16 protein-coding genes and 1 pseudogene are annotated in these 18,540 nt (G+C 39.6%); 15 read left to right on the top strand and 2 right to left on the bottom strand.

The genetic code is table 11. From position 1 onward, the window contains the following. Positions 1-487: 487 nt before the first annotated feature. A complete protein-coding gene (locus IGL15_RS13635) occupies positions 488-1,513 on the bottom strand; it encodes a LacI family DNA-binding transcriptional regulator (RefSeq protein WP_010727380.1) in 1,026 nt (341 codons plus the stop codon). A gap of 274 nt (positions 1,514-1,787) precedes the next feature. Here IGL15_RS13635 and IGL15_RS13630 point away from each other — a divergent pair, with 274 nt between their 5' ends. The 11 genes from IGL15_RS13630 (at position 1,788) to msrA (ending at position 14,124) form a co-directional block, all read left to right on the top strand. Next, positions 1,788-3,473, top strand: coding sequence for an alpha-amylase family glycosyl hydrolase (locus tag IGL15_RS13630; RefSeq protein ID WP_104765195.1), 1,686 nt, complete (start codon positions 1,788-1,790; stop codon positions 3,471-3,473). A 13-nt stretch (positions 3,474-3,486) separates the two neighbouring features. Next, positions 3,487-4,770 (top strand): ABC transporter substrate-binding protein, encoded by a 1,284-nt coding sequence (locus IGL15_RS13625; protein ID WP_104765194.1) that lies wholly within the window; start codon positions 3,487-3,489, stop codon positions 4,768-4,770. Positions 4,771-4,839: 69 nt separating this feature from the next. Beyond that, a complete protein-coding gene (locus IGL15_RS13620; protein ID WP_104765193.1) occupies positions 4,840-5,709 on the top strand; it encodes a carbohydrate ABC transporter permease in 870 nt (289 codons plus the stop codon). Further along, positions 5,706-6,542 (top strand): carbohydrate ABC transporter permease, encoded by an 837-nt coding sequence (locus IGL15_RS13615; protein ID WP_104765192.1) that lies wholly within the window; start codon positions 5,706-5,708, stop codon positions 6,540-6,542. The genes IGL15_RS13620 and IGL15_RS13615 overlap by 4 nt, the downstream gene beginning before the upstream one ends. A gap of 25 nt (positions 6,543-6,567) precedes the next feature. Beyond that, complete coding sequence (locus IGL15_RS13610; protein ID WP_002288131.1) at positions 6,568-7,635, top strand: zinc-dependent alcohol dehydrogenase; 1,068 nt, start codon at positions 6,568-6,570, stop codon at positions 7,633-7,635. Beyond that, positions 7,632-8,459, top strand: a complete 828-nt coding sequence (locus tag IGL15_RS13605) for a sugar phosphate isomerase/epimerase family protein (protein ID WP_002288129.1) — start codon at positions 7,632-7,634, stop codon at positions 8,457-8,459. The genes IGL15_RS13610 and IGL15_RS13605 overlap by 4 nt, the downstream gene beginning before the upstream one ends. A gap of 44 nt (positions 8,460-8,503) precedes the next feature. Then, the gene (locus IGL15_RS13600) at positions 8,504-9,529 is read left to right on the top strand and encodes a Gfo/Idh/MocA family protein (RefSeq protein WP_002332235.1); all 1,026 of its coding nucleotides are present in this window, start codon (positions 8,504-8,506) and stop codon (positions 9,527-9,529) included. After that, positions 9,526-11,709, top strand: a complete 2,184-nt coding sequence (locus IGL15_RS13595) for a glycoside hydrolase family 65 protein (RefSeq protein WP_104765191.1) — start codon at positions 9,526-9,528, stop codon at positions 11,707-11,709. Before IGL15_RS13600 ends, IGL15_RS13595 begins: the two co-directional genes overlap by 4 nt. Beyond that, positions 11,709-12,839, top strand: coding sequence for a glycerate kinase (locus IGL15_RS13590; RefSeq protein ID WP_010723554.1), 1,131 nt, complete (start codon positions 11,709-11,711; stop codon positions 12,837-12,839). The genes IGL15_RS13595 and IGL15_RS13590 overlap by 1 nt, the downstream gene beginning before the upstream one ends. Then, entirely contained in the window at positions 12,836-13,513 is a 678-nt protein-coding gene (gene pgmB, locus IGL15_RS13585) for a beta-phosphoglucomutase (protein WP_002331266.1), read from the top strand. Before IGL15_RS13590 ends, pgmB begins: the two co-directional genes overlap by 4 nt. Positions 13,514-13,596: 83 nt before the next feature. Further along, positions 13,597-14,124, top strand: coding sequence for a peptide-methionine (S)-S-oxide reductase MsrA (msrA, locus tag IGL15_RS13580; RefSeq protein WP_002288119.1), 528 nt, complete (start codon positions 13,597-13,599; stop codon positions 14,122-14,124). Positions 14,125-14,195: 71 nt separating this feature from the next. Here msrA and IGL15_RS13575 read toward each other — a convergent pair. Beyond that, positions 14,196-14,883 (bottom strand): annotated as a pseudogene (locus IGL15_RS13575) (prepilin peptidase). A gap of 79 nt (positions 14,884-14,962) precedes the next feature. On the opposite strand from IGL15_RS13575, the gene IGL15_RS13570 reads away from it, so the two are divergent. The 4 genes from IGL15_RS13570 to rpsI all read left to right on the top strand — a co-directional run bounded on the left by IGL15_RS13570 (position 14,963) and on the right by rpsI (position 18,459). Continuing rightward, positions 14,963-16,501: a gluconokinase gene (locus IGL15_RS13570; protein WP_104765190.1), complete on the top strand. Its 1,539-nt coding sequence runs from the start codon at positions 14,963-14,965 to the stop codon at positions 16,499-16,501. A gap of 119 nt (positions 16,502-16,620) precedes the next feature. Then, positions 16,621-17,088 carry a Dps family protein gene (locus IGL15_RS13565; protein WP_002297290.1) on the top strand — a complete coding sequence of 156 codons (468 nt, stop codon included), beginning with the start codon at positions 16,621-16,623 and terminating at the stop codon, positions 17,086-17,088. A gap of 534 nt (positions 17,089-17,622) precedes the next feature. After that, complete coding sequence (gene rplM / locus IGL15_RS13560) at positions 17,623-18,051, top strand: 50S ribosomal protein L13 (RefSeq protein ID WP_002323724.1); 429 nt, start codon at positions 17,623-17,625, stop codon at positions 18,049-18,051. A gap of 15 nt (positions 18,052-18,066) precedes the next feature. Further along, positions 18,067-18,459: a 30S ribosomal protein S9 gene (rpsI, locus tag IGL15_RS13555; protein ID WP_002287505.1), complete on the top strand. Its 393-nt coding sequence runs from the start codon at positions 18,067-18,069 to the stop codon at positions 18,457-18,459. Positions 18,460-18,540 lie beyond the last annotated feature (81 nt).

Here is an 18,540-nt window from a genome sequence, read left to right as displayed (position 1 = left end):
CGATTCGTATCCCATTAAGGTATCGGAACGATCATCTTCCAAGAGAAGTCAATCAACAAAAGTAAAGATAGATCATTTTTTGAATGCAAAATAAATTCATGGGAAGATAGAGCGGTTATTTTTAATATTTTGCTAGCTATTATTGAATAATTCCTCGAATAAAACAAAACCAGTAGACATGTCTGTTATTCTATTTATGTTTTAGAGATAAGTATCCCCAAATAACATGGATTGAAATAAGGGTAAATGAGTTTAAAAAAATGAACTATAAAAACTTATACACAACGTGGTTAAAAATAGTTTTTTCTTCCCTGTGGAAAAAATAGTTTAACACAAACATTATAGTTATCCACAGCTATCTAAAACAGATGGAAAATAAAGAAAAATCCGCTAAAATACCGGGAGGGGGTAATAGGGGGTGAGTGATTGAAAAAAGAACAGAGTAACTGACTTATCCTCAGTGTTTCTGTTCTTTTATAAATCTGCCCTATATTTCTTGTTGTTGGATCGAATCTGTGAGAGTAATTTCGGTTGAAAGAATGATTCTTTTTTCTTCTGGGTATTGGTGATGGATCAATTGGAATAAAAGTTCTGTGGCTTTGATTCCTAACTGATTTGTTGGAATGTCTATCCGAGTCAGCTGTGGCGAAAATAGGGAGGACAATAAGGGATCACTGAATCCTGCGATCGAAAGATCATCAGGTATCTGCTTTCCAGTTTGTTCTGCCACTTTGTAAATACTCAATGATTTTAATGCATCGGTAGAAAAAATCGCAGTTGGTCTTTCTCGCAGCTTCATTAAATCATTCATTGCTGCCATGCTGTCTTCTAAGCGAAAGCCGCCGTCTATGATCCATTCATTACGGATATCTAGGTGATGATCAAATAAGCATTGACGGTAACCATTGAGACGATCATTGGATACATAAACTTCTGTCGGAGCATGGAGACAGCCGATATGACGGTGTCCATTCTTGATCAGTGTTTCCACCAAATCGTAACTATCCTGGAAATTATCCGTGTCCACTGAGTAGATGTTCGTGTAGTCGTTTCCGACTTTTCCGATTACCACAATAGGAATATTGTATTGATCCAATTCAAAAAGAAGTGTTTCATCCATCGTAGAGCTTAAAATAATAATTCCTCGAATCATTTTTTCTTGGATCTTTTTCGCGCATTTTTCTAGCTCTTCTTCTGGTGTTTTTGCCGTTTGTAGAATCAAGTCGAAGTTATTTTGTTCAGAAACGGCAGAAATGGATTGAATAACATCTGAAAAAAAAGGATTGCCATAGGTCGTATGAGAAGTACGATGAGATAATGCTAGAATCGCGTCAAAACCATTTCCTGACAGTCCTCTTGCAATTTTGCTCGGTTCATAATTCAATTCTTTGATTGCTTGAAGTACACTTGCTTTTGCTTTATCAGAGATATTTGGCTGGTTATTTAATACTCTGGAGACAGTTGATTTGGAGACATTGGCTTTGTTCGCAATGTCATAAATAGTAGGTTTCAATTTTATATGCACCTCCTTTTTGGGAACGTTTTAGAATAATTCCATAGTACAATAGACATTCTTTTTTGTCTATGATTTTGAAAATTTAGGAATAGCTTGCATGATCATGAGAGACCATATTTTTTTAAGAAGCTATTAACTATTGATACATAAGCTTTCTTATTTGTATTTTTTTGTATATCAAAATTATTTAAAAAAATGCTATTGACAGTAAGCGTTTTCCATAATATGATCAAATCGTTGGGAACGCTCCCAAAAAAGAAAGGGGAATCCGATGTATACAAAACTTTTACAAGCGATTTATCGCGACTCAGATTTGGCTGAGAAAACCGCCTCTATGATTGAACAAAAAGTCAGTGATTATCAGCAGAAGAAAGGCCAGGCAGGCAAACTGCATTGGGACGAAGAAGATATTTTCTTGATTACTTATGGGGATCAATTTTTTGAAGAGCAGCAACCAACTTTGCGTACATTTAAGAAATTTTATCAAAAGTATTTGGCAGATACATTTAGAGTTGTACATTTCTTGCCATTTTTCCCATATACATCTGATGATGGTTTCTCCGTTGTAAATTATCAGGCAATCAACGACCGTTTGGGCACATGGGAAGATATAGAAGAAATGAGAAGCGAAACACGGTTAATGTTCGACTTTGTCTGCAATCATATGTCTGCCGAAAGTACTTGGTTTCAGGAATATTTAAACTTGAATGATACGTACAAAGATTTTTTTATTGATTTGCCACTGGATACAGATACAAGCAGCGTGACTAGACCAAGGACTAGTCCACTACTTACAACTTTCATCGACAAAAACGGGAAAGAAAAACATGTATGGACGACTTTTAGCGAAGATCAAGTAGATTTGAATTTTAAAAACCCAGAAGTTTTATTGAAAATGATCGATATTCTTTTGTTTTACCTAGAAAAAGGCGCTTCATTTATTCGTTTGGATGCTGTGGGGTTTTTATGGAAAGAACTAGGAACTTCTTGTATACACTTGCCAGAAACGCATAAGATTATTCAGTTATTCCGTGCAATCGTTGATGAAGCAGCTCCAGGAACGGTATTGATCACCGAGACAAATGTGCCACACAAAGATAATATTAGTTATTTTGGCGATGGCAGGAATGAAGCACAGATGGTCTATCAGTTTTCACTGCCACCTTTGACTCTTCACGCGATACGCTCGGGAAATACAAGTAAGTTGAAAGAATGGTTAGAAACAATCAATTTTACATCGGAAAAAACGACCTTTTTTAATTTTTTAGCCTCCCATGACGGTATCGGATTGAATCCGGTACGAGGTATTCTGCCGGAAAAAACGATCCTTGAATTAGTGGAACAGCTGAAGAAAGAGGGTGCCCGAGTAAACTACAAGAAAAACCCAGATGGAACGACCAGTCCATATGAGATAAACGCTACGTATCTAGATGCGTTAAGTTATCCAACAGATACGACGGAATGGAGAAGCAAACGCTTTTTAGCAGCTCATTCATTTTTGGTAACTTTACCAGGCGTGCCGGCAATTTATATTCAAAGTGTGCTGGGAAGTCGAAATGATTACAAAGGCGTAGAAAAAACAGGAGAGAATCGAAAAATCAATCGGCAAAAATTTTTGTTAGCTGATATTGAGAAAGAGTTGCAGACAGATCCATTAAGAACAGCAGTATATGGTGAATTGACCCAGATGCTATCTATTCGAAAAAAAGAAAAAGCCTTCCATCCGAATAGTTTGATTTACTTACTGGACTCAGCAGATTCTTTTATCAGTTTTATTCGCGAAGCGAAGGAAGAGAAAGTCTTAGTTATCCATAATTTTTCCAATCAATCAGCAGGTTATCTTTTACCAAAAGGAGATTACCTAGACCTGTTTTCTGGACAAATTATCCATTGCAGTCAAGAGCGAAAGTTGATATTCCAGCCGTATGAATATATGTGGCTGAAAATAATAAAATAAGAGGTGGAAAAAAATGAAAAAAATTATTGTTACTACCTGTCTGCTAGCTACTGGATTTCTTCTTACTGCTTGTGGTGAAAGTCAAAGCTCTAACGAATCACAACAGACAACGATTCAATTCATGCACTCTTCTGTCGAACAGGAACGATTAAGTGTGATCAATGAACTGGTTGCTGATTTTGAAAAAGAAAATCCAGACATCAAAATCAAGCAAGTGCCGGTAGAAGAATCAGCGTTCAATACGAAAATCGTTACGTTAGCTCGTTCCGGTAAATTACCAGAAGTAATGGAAGTCAGTCAGGATTTTGCTAAAGTGATGGATAAAGATGAACTGATCGATCAGACGGCAGTCCAAAACGTTATCGAGGAAGCTGGAGAAGATAATTATTATGACGGAGCCAAAAACCTTGTTCGTTCAGAAGATGGAAAAAGCTATATTGCTGCACCAATTAGCGGCTGGGTTCAAGGTATTTGGTATGACAAAGAAAAATTATCAGAAGCTGGTTTTTCAGAACCAGAAAATTGGGATGATATTTTAAAAATTGCTCAACATTTCACAGATAAAGAGAATAAACAATATGGAATTGCTATGCCTACTGCTGAAGGAACAATGAGTGAGCAAGCGTTCTCTCAATTTGCTTTGTCAAATGGAGCAAATGTTTTGGATGATGAAGGCGAGGTAACGATCGATACGGAAAAGATGAGAGAAGCATTGTCGTTTTATCAAAACTTATCCCAATACACGATGCCAGGCTCTAATGATGTGACAGAAATCAAAGATGCTTTCATGAATGGAACAGCACCAATGGCAATCTATTCAACTTACATTTTGCCTTCTGTTTATGAAGCGGGGAACTCAGAAAATATCGGTTTTGCTATCCCAACACAAAAAGATCAAGCTGTCTATGGCACAGTATCTGGATTGACGATTTCTTCTGGTCTAGACGAGAAACAAAAAGAGGCTGCTGAAGCATTCACAGCTTTCTTATCTCAACCGAAAAACATGGAAAAGTGGGTCTTGATGTCTCCTGGTGGTGCTCAACCAGTGAATAAACAAGTAGTCGAACTGGATGGTTACAAAGAAAATGAAGTCATCAAGTCTTTTGGCGAGCTGCCATCTGAGATTGCTAGTGCTTTTGATGAAGTACAAGTCTTTGGACTAGTCGGGGAAAAGAATTTCACGAAAATGGGAGATATCAAAAGCTCAGGTGTGATCGGAAAAGCAGTGAACCAAGTAACTGTCGGAAACGAAGATGTCGATCAAGCTTTAGCTGACGCACAAAAAAATACGAAATAACAAGAAGTTCTGCCAATGGTGTTCGAAAAAAGTAGATAGCTATTGGCAGATTATCAGGGGGAGGTTTCAATGAATCGTCCAAGGAAACATTCTGACTTAAAATTAGCCATGGGACTTTTAGCACCAAGCATGCTTTTATTAGCTGTTTTAGTGCTGATTCCAATGCTTTCCAATATTCAGATCAGTTTTTTAGATATGCCGCTGAATCCTAACTTAGACGCCGTTTTTATCGGATTAAGCAATTATCTTGAAATTTTAAGTGATAGTGAATTTTATCGTTCTTTAGGTTTAACAGTTGCTTACACATTCTTAGTTGTAGCAGGCAGTACAGCTTTAGGATTAGCCGTAGCTATTTTGCTTAACCGCAAGTTCAGATTTAGGAAAACGGTGCGTTCACTGATTTTATTAAGTTATGTTACGCCATCTATTTCTTTGATTTTTGCTTGGAAATATATGTTCAATAATAGTTATGGAATCGTCAATGATCTGTTAGTAGATAGGTTGCAGCTTTTCAACGAAGCACCGCTGTGGTTCGACCAGCCAGTTGCTAGCTTCTTTATGGTCGTTTTGTTTGCGATCTGGAGATACTATCCGTATGCGTTTATTTCATTTTTGGCTATTTTGCAAACAGTCGACAAAACGCTTTATGAAGCAGCTGAAATGGACGGTGCAAATGCTTGGCAGAAGTTCAAGATCGTGACACTGCCGGCAATCAAACCAGTACTAGCAACTGTGATTGTTTTACGATCTATCTGGATGTTCTATATGTTTACAGATGTCTATCTACTGACGAATAAAGTCAATATCTTAGGCGTTTATTTGTATCAGACAGCCTTTGCGTTCAATGATCTTGGAAAAGCAGCAGCTATATCGATTCTATTGTTCATCATTATTGCAGCGGTCGTCTTGCTCTCACGAAAGAAGGTGGACTTGAAATGAAAAATAAAAAGAGCAGGAAAATCTTATTTTACGCGACGATTTTGTTGCTATTAGCTGTCAATTTGTTTCCATTTTTGATTATGCTGATGACATCATTCAAGGATTCACAAGAAGCAATTGCAACGACACAAACTATTTTTCCGAAAGAATGGACTTTTGAACATTATCAGGATATTTTCAATGCTGAGATTTTTCCATTCATCATGTATTTCAAAAATAGTTTAGTGATCTCCTTGATAGCCTCCGTAACTGCAGTAGTGATTGGGATCAGCGGGGCATACGCTTTGTCAAAACTACGCTTCAAAGCTCGCTCGAAAATCAATGCTAGCTTTTACACCGTTTATATGTTTTCCGGTATTTTGATCGTTGTTCCATTATTTAAAATCATTTCCGGTCTAGGTTTGTATGATACCAATACAGCACTGATTATCACGATGGTCGTTCAAACACTTCCTACTGCGATATTCATGCTAAAAAGTTATTTTGACGCGATTCCGACTGATATTGAAGAAGCAGCAATGATCGATGGTCTTAGCCGGATCCAGATTATTATTCGGATCATTATACCATTGGCTATTTCTGGAATCATTTCTGTCTTCGTTTATTGCTTTATGGTTTCGTGGAATGATTATTTATTTGCTTCGATTTTCCTGTCGACCTCCGAAAAATTTACTTTACCAATCGGTTTGAACACATTATTCAGTACACCAGACTACATTTGGGGACGAATGATGGCCGCTTCATTGGTGACCGCTTTACCAGTCATCATTATGTATGCGTTATCTGAACGATTTATTAAAGGTGATTTAGTCGAAGGCGGCGTAAAAGGATAAAAAGAAAAGAAAGAGGAAAGAAAAGATGAAAAAATTAGTTGCATTAGAACCAAGAATAGCCGGATTCAAAGATTACGAAGACCGTGAGATCGAAAAGAACGAAGTACGTATCCGAGTAATTTTCGCTACTCCAAAACCAGGAACAGAAATTGTCGACTTTAGAGGATTAAGTCCATTTATCGATGAAGAATTTTCGGAAGAATGGCGCCTATTCTTGCCAAGAGAAGAAGGAAGCCAACGCGGTGTGGTATTTGGCGAATTTCAATTAGGAAATATGATTGTCGGTACGATCGAAGAAACGGGCAGTTTGGTGACAGAGTATCAAAAAGGAGAGTTAGTCTGCACTTATGGACCCATTCGTGAAACGCTGATTACAAACGGTGTTGATAATTATAAACTACGTAAACTTGATCGGTTGGATCAATGGAAAAATGCAGTATGTTACGATCCTGCTCAATTCGCTTTAGGTGGTATCCGGGAAGCACATGTTCGAGCAGGTGATGCTGTAGCAATCTTCGGTTTAGGCGCTATCGGGCAAATTGCGATTCAATTAGCTAAAAAAGCAGGTGCTACTACCATCGTTGGGATCGATCCCATAGCGCAGCGTAGAGAATTAGCAGAAAAATACGGTGCCGATTACACGCTAGATCCTATGAAAGCAGATGTCGGTTTTCGTCTAAAGGAATTGACAGATAAACGTGGAGTAGATTCAGTTATTGAAACGAGTGGCAGTGCTGCCGCATTACAAGCTTCTTTAAGAGGGATCGGCTATGGCGGGATCATTTCTTATGTTGCCTTTGCTAAACCTTTTCCAGCTGGGTTTAATCTTGGTCGCGAAGCACATTTCAATAATGCAAAAATCGTCTTTGCTCGAGCATCTAGTGAACCAAACCCAGATTACCCAAGATGGAACCGTAAACGAATCGAGGACACATGTTGGGAATTATTGATGAACGGTTACTTGGATTGTGAAGAAATCATTGATCCAGTTGTGCCATTTGCAGAAAGCGCAGAAGCTTACATGCGTTATGTAGACCAGCACCCAGAAGAAAGTATCAAAATGGGCGTTCAAGTCCGAGGAGGAGAACAATGAAATTCGGTACGCAAGATCAAGCATTTTTCCCAAGAGACATTTTAGAAAAATTTAGATTTATCAAAGACTGTGGATTTGAAGAATACGAAATCGACGGTAAGTTGTTAATAGAAAATATCGACACAGTCAAACAGGCAATCAAAGAAACAGGGATCCCAGTAGTGACAGCTTGTAACGGCTACGATGGGTGGATCGGTGACTTTATCGAAGAACGGCGTCTTAATGGTGTACGTCAAATTGCTGAGATTTTGCGTGCACTAAGCGAGGTTGGAGGCAAAGGAATCGTTATCCCAGCAGCTTGGGGAATGTTCACTTATCGATTACCGCCGATGGTTTCACCCCGAAGCAAAGAAGGAGACTATAAAGCAGTCAGCGAATCACTTCGTTATTTAGATAAAGTAGCCGAAGAAACAGGTACGGTTATTTATTTGGAGCCTTTGAACCGATACCAAGACCATATGATCAATTTGTTAGCGGATGCGCGTCATTACATTGACTCTAATCAATTGAAACATGTGCAGATCATCGCTGATTTTTATCATATGAATATTGAAGAAGATGATATTTCAAAAGCATTGACTACGCAAAAAGAGTATGTGGGTCATATCCATTTAGCAGATAATCATCGCTACCAACCAGGATCTGGCGCAATTGATTTTACTCGCCATTTTCAAACGCTACTTCAAAATGAGTATGAAGGTTATATGGTATATGAATGTCGTTTGCGAGGAGAAAATGAAGTGAAAATTTATCAGGAATCATTGCAATACTTGAAAAACTGTCTGGAAACAGCGCGTCATTTAAATGATTTAGAGAAAGAATAGAGAAAGAAAAACAATAAGTAAATAAGCAAAGGAGGGAGAAATAAATGAAGAAAGTAGCAATCATAGGCGCTGGACAAGTAGCAGAAAAAGTACATGCTGCTTATTATCAAAAAAGATCAGATGTCTTAGAATTGGCCGCTGTGGTTGATCCAGTCAGCCAGCGAGCAGAAGACTTTTGCCGACGTACAGGATTTTCTCATGCGTATACATCAGTTACACAAATGCTGAATGAGATTTCTCCCGATATCGTGAGTGTCTGTACACCCAATCGCTTTCACTTCGAACATGTATTGGCTGCCCTCGAAGCTAATGCTTCAGTGATGTGCGAGAAACCACCAGCTATGACAGCTGATCAAGCAAGAAAGATGGCAGAGACAGCCGATAAAAACGGGCAGATTTTGGCTTATGGATTCCAGCATCGTTTTTCTGACGAAGCAACAATGATCAAGAATCATCTTGATGTTCTCGGGGATATTTATTACGTAGAAGCGAATGCGCTTCGTCGGTCTGGTGTTCCAGGCTGGGGAACGTTTATCGACAAAGAACTTCAAGGAGGCGGGCCTTTGATCGATTATGGCATTCACATGCTTGATACAGCGATGTATATTACTGGATTTCCTAAAGTAAAAAGCGTTCGGGCGTACAGCTTCCAAAAAATTGGTACGAAAAAAAATTCAGGGAAATTCGGGAAATGGGATCCAAGCAAATTCACAGTAGAAGATGCAATTTTTGGCACACTGGAATTAGAAAACGGCAAGATCATCCAACTGAATACTTCGTTTGCTTTGAATATCAGAGAAGACAAACTGAATGTGGCTTTTTGTGGCGATCAGGCAGGTGCTAATCTGTATCCAGGCGAACTATTCGAAGATGTAGATGGAAAGCTGGTTTCCTTACAAAAGACCACGCCAGTTAATGACCCACATGAACAAAGTATGGCTCATTTTGTGAATAGGGCGCTCGGTGACCAGGCTCAGATGATTGCAGATGGCTGGCAAGGATATGTCATCCAGAATCTGGTGGAAAATTTATATCGTTCGGCAGAAACAGGAGAAGTTATTACCTTATGAAAGTAGAAGAAAAACAATTTGATTTAGAGTATATCAATAAGTATGCGAGTCAGATGACCATTGGAAATGGATTTTTTGGTATCAGAGGAAGCCAGGAGGAAGACTATCGGAATCAAGTAAGGGGAATGTTTGCAGCTGGTGTATATAACCGACCTTTAGGAGCAGAATCAGCCGAGTTAGTGAATCTTCCAGATGTCATCAGATGGGAAATAAAAATCGACGGTGAACATTTTTCTCTTGAGACGATGAAAGTTCTTGCATACGAGCGGGCACTAGATTTAGAAATGGGAGAGCTTAAACGCTATGCGCTCATTGAAACTGCTCAAGGAAAAAAAGTGGAAGTCATTACTTGTCGTGTTGCTGATCAAAATAATCTCCATCAGGCAGCCCTGAAAGTGGTCATCAAGCCGTTGACCGAAGACTGCCAAGTAGATGTGAAAACGGGTATCGATGGACAGCAAACCAATTTTGGTACACAGCAGTTGGTTGAAAAAGAACTGCGAGTATTTGGTGACGATTTGATCAGTGCATCCTACCAGACAACAGAAAGTAAAATTGATATTGGGATTGCAGCTAAATTCAATAAAGCAGGTGTATTCCAAGCAAAAAATCGCCGGATCACCGCTTCCTTTTCAGAAAAGATCAGAAAAAATACGTCCTTTACGCTGGAGAAGATCATCGTGCTCTCTACCTCTCTTCAGCAAACAGACCCATTTAAGAAAAGTATTGCCCAAGCCCAGAAAAGCGTTAGTTATACAGAAATTTTAGAGCAGTCGATGTCTTATTGGACAGATTTTTGGCATCAGCATCGGATAACGATCCAAGGCGATTCTTCTTTCGATCAGTTAGCGATGGACTTCGCTGCTTACCATTTACAGATTATGACTCCCCGCAATGATCCAAGTGTTAGTGTAGGGGCGAAGGGACTAACTGGCGAAGGTTATAAAGGGCATGTTTTCTGGGATACGGAAATTTTTATCCTGCCTTTCTTTTTATATCAGTTTCCTGAAGTAGCAAAGAATTTGCTGCTGTACCGTTATGATCGATTAGAAGGCGCTCGGCAAAAAGCAAGAGATTATCACTATCAAGGTGCACTTTTCCCATGGGAAAGCGCACACACTGGTCAGGAAGAGACACCCAAATTTGCTGCATTGAATATCAAAACCGGAACAAGACAAGAAGTTGCTTCAGCTGCCGCAGAACACCATATCAGTGCAGACCTTGCTTATGCCGTTCAAGAGTATGTCCAAGCAACAGAGGATCAATTGTTTTTAGAAACAAAGGGAAAAACGCTCATTCATGAAACAGCAGCTTTTTGGCTGAGCAGAGCTGTAAAAGTCGATGATCATTTAGAGATACACAGAGTCATTGGTCCAGATGAATACACAGAATATATCGACAATAATGCATATACGAACTATCTGGCGCATTATAATGTGGCCTTAGCTGTTAAATATCAAGCTGGCGATCCGCTTTTTTTGAAAGAATGTCAAAATTTTTTAGATAAGTTATATTTGCCAGTGCCTAACAAAGAACAGCTGATTCCGCAAGATGACACGTATCTCAGTAAGCCAGTTATTGATTTGACCACTTACAAAGAACGTCCTGGCAGCCAGTCTATTTTACTTGATTATGCCCGTAGCGAAGTAAATGAACTCCAAGTCAGCAAGCAAGCAGATCTTGTCATGCTGTTATACTTATTACCTGAGTATTTTTCTCAACCAATCGTTTCTAAGAATTTGCATTACTATGAAAACAAAACGATCCACGACTCATCGTTGAGTAAAGCGATTCACGCCATAGAGGCTTGCCGTATCCAAGAAATGGAATGGGCGTATCATTTATTCCAAGAAGCGTGCCTGATTGATTTAGGACCAGATCCGCATTCATCAGATGACGGAATTCATGCTGCTTCATTAGGAGCACTATGGCTAGCAGTTATATTTGGTTTTTCAGGTATTACAGTAACGAATGGAACTCTTTCTATTTCTCCAAGACTTCCTTCAGCATGGGAAAAAATTTCTTTTCCTTTTATTTGGAAAAATCACAGGTTGCTATTTGTTTTGACAAAAAAACAAATAGTAATAAAAAAAGAGACGAAAGAAACATTACCTATTTTTGTCAATGGAGACCAATACCAGCTGGAAAAAGAACTGATCTTGGAACGGAGGGGAAAATAATGCGTATTCTGATTGCGCCAGATTCTTTCAAAGAAAGTCTGACAGCCTTAGAGGCAGCACAAGCCATTCAATCAGGTTTTCAAGAAGTTTTTGTTCAGGCTGAATATGATCTGCTACCTATAGGCGATGGAGGAGAAGGAACGGTTTCATCATTAGCAGACAGTTTAAGGTTGAAGCGGCAAACAGCAGTCGTTACTAATGCATTTGGCAAAAACAAAGAAATCCAGTACGCTTCAGACGGTCAAACTGCGATTTTTGAAATGGCAGAAATCGTCGGATTGAAAGATGTCCCACTAAACCAACGACAGCCACTTAGGTTATCCACGCGAGGAGTAGGAGAACTGATACGACAATTGTTGCAACAAGGTGTTCGACACATCATCATCGGCGTTGGCGGAAGTAGTACCAACGATGGCGGCATCGGCATGGCAGAAGGTCTAGGTTATGCTTTTTACGATCAAGATAATCAAAAAGTAGAAGCACTGGGAGAAAATCTAGGTAAAATTGCTACAGTTGATAAAACGAACGTGCCTATTGAGCTGATTAAAGCCAAAATCACTGTCATTACTGATGTTACTAATCTTTTATGCGGAAAAGAAGGCGCTTCTTTTGTTTTCGGACCACAAAAAGGCTTGAAAGAAAATGAATTAGCAGTGGCTGACCAAGCCATGCATGATTTTTATATGAGATTTGCCCCTCAAGTAATCGAGGCATCGGGCAGTGGTGCTGGTGGTGGAATGGGTGCAGGACTGTTAGCATTTGCTTCAGGGAAAATAGTCTCTGGCATCGACTACGTATTGGATTTACTGGAGTTCGATAAACGGGTACAGCAAGCAGACCTCGTAATCGTAGGCGAAGGACGTCTAGATGGACAAAGTCTAAAAGGAAAAGCGCCAGTTGGGATTGCTAGAAGAGTACCAGAGGGCGTTCCTGTGATAGCTATTTGCGGAAGTGTTGGTAAAGGAAGCGAAAAAGCAGCAGATGTTGGCATTTCGGCCGTTTTTCCGATCCTTCCTGCAGCTGTGCCTTTACAAGAAGCTTTACAGCAAGCCACTGATAATCTTCATCGCACAGCTAAAAACATCGCATCTTTACTTCAAGTCGTTCATTTTCAAGGAGGTAATCGATGAAAATCAAAGCAGCACTATTCGATTTAGATGGCGTTCTTGTAGACACAGCTCGTTATCATTACGAAGCGTGGCTGGTTTTAGCTAACCAGCTGTCCATTCCATTCACTGAGAAAGAAAACGAGCAACTGAAAGGAATATCCAGAACCGAGTCACTAGAGCGATTGCTGTCATTTGGAAAAATGGAACAGAAATTCTCAGAAAAAGAGAAATCAGCCTTTGCTGAGCAAAAAAACAATCTATATCTTCAAGCGATTCAAAAAATGGATGAAACATCCGTTTTGCCTGGTGCAATAGCTGTTTTGGAGTACTTGAAAAACACAAACATCAAGATCGGATTGGGATCAGCAAGCAAAAATGCATGCCTTATTTTAGAAAAAACGAATTTGACAAGTTATTTTGATGTCCTTATTGACGGTACGCAAGTATCAAAAGCAAAACCTGATCCAGAAGTTTTTCTCAAAGGAGCACAGCAATTGAATGTACCGCCAAATGCATGCTTGGTCATTGAAGATTCAGAAGCTGGCTGTCAAGCAGCTTTGGCTGGTAACATGCATGTATTGGGAATAGGTGAAAACATAAATCTTCCTTCTGCTGAATATGTGATTCCTGATTTAACCGTTTTTGATCAAGTACGTTCGTTTTGGCATTTATCAGAAGCCGTATCACGTATATAATAGTTTCCGTTTTTTCTGTCACAAGCAAAACGTTATCCTCCTTTTGGAAATCAAGGTATGATGAGAAAAAAGGGGGATTTTATATGACAAAAAAAGCAGTTTTCGCAGGCGGATGCTTTTGGTGTATGGTCAAACCATTTGAAGAGCAGCCAGGGATCATTTCTGTGACATCCGGTTATACTGGCGGGCATGTACCAAATCCAACTTATGAACAAGTAACAACAGGCACAACAGGGCATACAGAAGCAGTAGAGATCGAATATGATCCAGAAGTTATTTCTTATGATCAGTTGGTGGAAATCTATTGGCAGCAAACCGATCCGACTGACGCATTAGGACAGTTCGCTGATCGCGGTGATTCTTATCGTCCAGTGATCTACTATAATGATGAAGAAGAACGAAATATTGCAGAGCGTTCAAAACAAGCATTGCAAGACAGCGGGCGATTCGATAAGCCAATCGTGACAAAAATCGAACCAAGAAGCGAATTTTATCCTGCAGAAGATTACCATCAGGATTATTACAAGAAAAACAAGCTCCATTACAATCTTTATCGAGAAGGTTCTGGACGTGCAGGTTTCCTTCGTCGACATTGGGGCGTCAAGAAATAAGAAGCCGAAAAAGCTACTTATGTAACACCGTATATCAGAGGTTGTGACAAGTCGTTTGTCACAACCTTTTTTCAATACCTAAGATGAAGGACGATCAGCAACGCACTGCTCAAAAAAGGAATGAAAGGCAGTTTTTCCATCTTTTTTTTATGACAGATAAAGTAAACAGAAAAAACGGATATTCCAAACAGACTAGCAAGAAACAAGATCTGAAGCAACTCTTCCAGAGACAAGCCACCACTCCAAGAAAGCATCAACAGAGTATCACCAGCTCCGAGATAGGATTGACCATAGCGAAGGCACACACCGCCTACGATAAACGTTAACAGCACACTTTGCCATTGGAAGACGCCGGCCTTGCAACCAAAAAATCCATAAAATTGCCCAAGAACAGAATAGCGTGTGAGAATGGACCATGAAGTAAAATAAATCCATCAACGAAAATAGCAAAGCCGAAAGCATCCATATGAACGTCGAATAATTTCTTGCAGAAGAAAAAGTAAAGAACCAGACAAAAAGACCACCACATAAGGCTTCTGCCAACAAATAGTAGAAGGGCAACCGACACCTGCAATAGCGGCAGCGAAATCGTTGGACGATGATCGAGAGAATCGGAATCAATTCATACCAAGAAAGCGAACGACAGCATTTGACACAATGAGATCTAGGATAAATAATAGAGTGACCTAACGGAATCCGCTGGGCGGTTAAACATAAAAATGATCCGATACAGCAACCAATGATAAAATAAAGTAACACGCCATCTCCCCCTTTTCAAAACCAAGATACGCAAGCTTAAACTAAATTTTTGTACATACATAAAATTTGAGGTGAAAAAATGAACGTTTCAATCGGATTAGATATCGGAACCACACAAACCAAAGCAGTTGCTTTCACAGATGAAGCCCAAGAAGTAGCATCCGCTTATTTTCGCTACCCTTTGATCCAAGAAACACAAGGGATGGCAGAACAAGATCAGGAATTGATCTTTCAAGGTGTCTGCACCGTTATAAAAGAAGTAATTAAACAGTTGCCTTCAGACACAATCATTCAATTTGTCTCCTTCTCCTCTGCGATGCATGGCCTGATATTGTTGGATGAAGAGAAAACACCGTTATCTCGAATGATCACTTGGGCAGATAACCGAGCAGCGGACGAAGCAGAAAAACTGAAATATACCGTGCTTGGCAAAAAATTTTATCGGCAGACTGGGACGCCGATTCATCCAATGACACCATTGAACAAAATCAAGTGGCTGCAAAACAGCCAACCTGAATTATTCAAAAAAACTGCTTATTTTGTCGGTATCAAAGACTATATCTTTTATAGATTGTTTGGCGAACTGATCAGCGACTACGGAACAGCTTCAGGAACTGGATATTTTGATATCCATGAATTCCAATGGGCAGAAGAAGTGCTTGACTACTTGAACATTCGAATAGAGCAATTGCCGCAAGTCTTTCCTTCCACCTATCAAGTAACAGGTCTACCATCAAAAACAGCAGCAGAACTAGGTTTGCCAAATGATATATCATTTGTTTTGGGAGGGGCAGACGGGCCGCTTTCTAATCTAGGGTTAGGTGCTTTTGGTGATACGATCGCCGCTTTGACCGTAGGAACGAGCGGAGCACTTCGTTTTATTACTACTCAGCCTCAGTTCCATCCAGAAATGGAGACGTTTTGTTATGTTCTGGATCAGAAACATTGGATAGTGGGAGGAGCGACTAGCAATGGTGCTGGCATCTTTGATTGGGCAGGGCATACATTTTTACAGGAAGTCGTTCAATCTGCTAAAGAAAAAGGAGAAAATCCATATGATGCACTGCTTTCGGCTATCGCTTTTGTGCCAGCGGGTGCCAATGGTCTGATTTTTCATCCCTATTTACTTGGTGAGCGAGCACCGCTTTGGGACGCAGATGCGTTTGGCAGTTTTATCGGTTTACAGCGGCAACATACAGAAAAAGAAATGATGAAGGCGATTCTAGAAGGGATCTGTCTCAACCTTTATCGGATTTTAAAAGGAGTTTGCCAGGAAAATCAGCTCACAGAGATCCGTGCTACAGGCGGGTTTGCTCAATCTCCGATTTTTCGTCAGATGATGGCTGATGTACTGGGTTACCCGCTTGTTTTCCCTACTGTCACAGAAGCATCCGCATTAGGAGCTGTGATTTTAGGCTGGAGAAGCATCGGAAAGATCCAAAGTATCAGTGAAGCACAGGAATTGATAGAATTGAAAGAGCAAGTTGGAGTACAAGAAACTGATCATAAAAAATATCAGAAAATCTATCCATTATTTGTTTCGACACAAAAGCATTTAGCACAGACTTATCAGCAATTTGCTCAACTGCGAGAAGAATTAGCTGATTCTGAAAAATGATTGGCTTTACGGATAAAAAAGCGAACTGAAAATCGTTCTCAGGTAAATGATTTTGTTGTACTTTTCATTGAAAGTCTACTATTATTTTAAGTGTAAGAAAATGTTAGGAGGCAAGAAAGATGAAATTCCAACAAACCAAAGAAGTATTAAATCAATTAGTTGCAGATCTAAGCCAAATGTCTGTTGTTGTTCACCAAACACATTGGTACATGAGAGGACCAGGTTTCCTTACATTGCACCCAATGATGGATGAGTTCATGGATGATTTGAACGCTCAGTTAGATGAAGTATCCGAACGCTTGATCACATTAGACGGTTCGCCTTATTCTACATTGCGTGAATTTGCAGATAACACAAAAATCCCTGATGAAATTGGCCGCTGGGATCGTACTATTCCAGAACGTTTGGAAACACTTGTTGCAGGCTATCGTTATCTAGCAGATCTTTACCAAAAAGGAATCGAAGTTTCTGGAGAAGAAGGCGACGATCCAACACAAGATATCTTTATCGAATTCAAAACAGCCACAGAAAAACGTATCTGGATGATCCAAGCTCATTTGGGCAAAGCGCCAGAGATCGACGCGTAAAAACTGTTGTTGAACTTGACCGAAAAAGAGGTTGTGAAATCAGCGTTTTGACCTGAGTATTAGAGAAACAAACGTCAAAATAGTTCCTCATATTTTGCCGTTTTTTGAGCTAATACCGAGGGTCAGCTGATTGAACACCGTTTACCAAGAGGTCGTAAGCCTGCCGTTCAGCTCCGAGTCACAAGAAACAATTTCAAAAAACAGCTTCTTATGTTTTATGGATATTGTGACTTGTGACCGAGGAGTTGGCAGGAGAACACCGTTTATTCAAAATAAGAGGTTGTGACAAGACTTTTGTCACAGCCTCTTTTTGTTTTTTATTTTGACAGGAAACGACCCTTTTATATAAAAGAAAGAAAAAGAAGTAAAGTTTCATATAAATTTTTCAATCAAGCAGAAAAACGTTGACATTGACTAGATTAGCGGGTAATATGTTAAATGGTATTGTTTGCCCCACAAAGAGCCCCGGAAACTCGAAGTGTATGTCAAACATCAGAACTTAAATTGGAGGAAAATAACGTGCGTACAACATATATGGCCAAACCAGGCGAAGTAGAACGTAAATGGTATGTAGTAGACGCAACTGATGTTCCATTGGGACGTCTTTCAACAGTTGTTGCATCTGTACTACGTGGTAAAAATAAACCAACTTTCACACCTCATTTGGATACTGGCGATTTCGTCATCGTCATCAATGCAGACAAAGTGAAATTAACAGGTAAAAAAGCGACTGACAAAATTTATTACCGTCACAGCAACTACCCAGGAGGATTGAAATCAATCACTGCTGGCGAATTGCGTGCTAAAAATTCTCGTCGTTTGATCGAAACTTCTGTAAAAGGTATGCTTCCTAAAAACACTTTAGGCCGCAAACAATTTACAAAATTGAACGTATACGGTGGAGCAGAACATCCACATGCAGCACAACAACCAGAAGTTTTAGACATCACAAACTTAATCTAATAGGAGGGAATTTCATTGGCACAAGTTCAATATATCGGCACAGGCCGTCGTAAAAACGCAGTTGCTCGCGTACGTCTAGTACCAGGAACTGGCAAAATTACTGTAAATAAAAAAGATGTTGAAGAATACATTCCACATGCTGACTTGCGTGAAGTAATCAATCAACCTTTCGCTGTTACTGAAACAAAAGGCGCATATGACGTATTTGTTAACGTAAACGGCGGAGGATACGCTGGACAATCAGGAGCTATCCGTCATGGTATCGCTCGTGCATTGCTAGAAGTTGATCCTGACTTCCGTTTAGCGCTTAAACGTGCTGGCTTGCTTACACGTGACGCACGTATGGTCGAACGTAAAAAACCAGGTCTTAAGAAAGCCCGTAAAGCTTCACAGTTCTCAAAACGTTAATTGCGATTATCGTTCGAGCAAAACACACCTTCTATTTGGAAGGTGTGTTTTTTATTTTAATTTCTTAAAAAATATATTTTT

The organism is Enterococcus sp. DIV0436a, assembly GCF_051711605.1.
Lineage (GTDB): Bacteria > Bacillota > Bacilli > Lactobacillales > Enterococcaceae > Enterococcus_B > Enterococcus_B faecium.
Note: the sequence above shows the minus strand (reverse complement) of the source record. Positions and strands in the feature narration are given on the sequence as shown.

Bases quoted from the DNA above. Each gene is read 5' to 3' on its own strand.
- IGL15_RS13630 (WP_104765195.1), top strand. From the start codon at position 1,788: ATGTATACAAAACTTTTACAAGCGATTTATCGCGACTCAGATTTGGCT.
- IGL15_RS13625 (WP_104765194.1), top strand. From the start codon at position 3,487: ATGAAAAAAATTATTGTTACTACCTGTCTGCTAGCTACTGGATTTCTT.
- IGL15_RS13620 (WP_104765193.1), top strand. From the start codon at position 4,840: ATGAATCGTCCAAGGAAACATTCTGACTTAAAATTAGCCATGGGACTT.
- IGL15_RS13615 (WP_104765192.1), top strand. From the start codon at position 5,706: ATGAAAAATAAAAAGAGCAGGAAAATCTTATTTTACGCGACGATTTTG.
- IGL15_RS13610 (WP_002288131.1), top strand. From the start codon at position 6,568: ATGAAAAAATTAGTTGCATTAGAACCAAGAATAGCCGGATTCAAAGAT.
- IGL15_RS13605 (WP_002288129.1), top strand. From the start codon at position 7,632: ATGAAATTCGGTACGCAAGATCAAGCATTTTTCCCAAGAGACATTTTA.
- IGL15_RS13600 (WP_002332235.1), top strand. From the start codon at position 8,504: ATGAAGAAAGTAGCAATCATAGGCGCTGGACAAGTAGCAGAAAAAGTA.
- IGL15_RS13595 (WP_104765191.1), top strand. From the start codon at position 9,526: ATGAAAGTAGAAGAAAAACAATTTGATTTAGAGTATATCAATAAGTAT.
- IGL15_RS13590 (WP_010723554.1), top strand. From the start codon at position 11,709: ATGCGTATTCTGATTGCGCCAGATTCTTTCAAAGAAAGTCTGACAGCC.
- pgmB (WP_002331266.1), top strand. From the start codon at position 12,836: ATGAAAATCAAAGCAGCACTATTCGATTTAGATGGCGTTCTTGTAGAC.
- msrA (WP_002288119.1), top strand. From the start codon at position 13,597: ATGACAAAAAAAGCAGTTTTCGCAGGCGGATGCTTTTGGTGTATGGTC.
- IGL15_RS13570 (WP_104765190.1), top strand. From the start codon at position 14,963: ATGAACGTTTCAATCGGATTAGATATCGGAACCACACAAACCAAAGCA.
- IGL15_RS13565 (WP_002297290.1), top strand. From the start codon at position 16,621: ATGAAATTCCAACAAACCAAAGAAGTATTAAATCAATTAGTTGCAGAT.
- rplM (WP_002323724.1), top strand. From the start codon at position 17,623: ATGGCCAAACCAGGCGAAGTAGAACGTAAATGGTATGTAGTAGACGCA.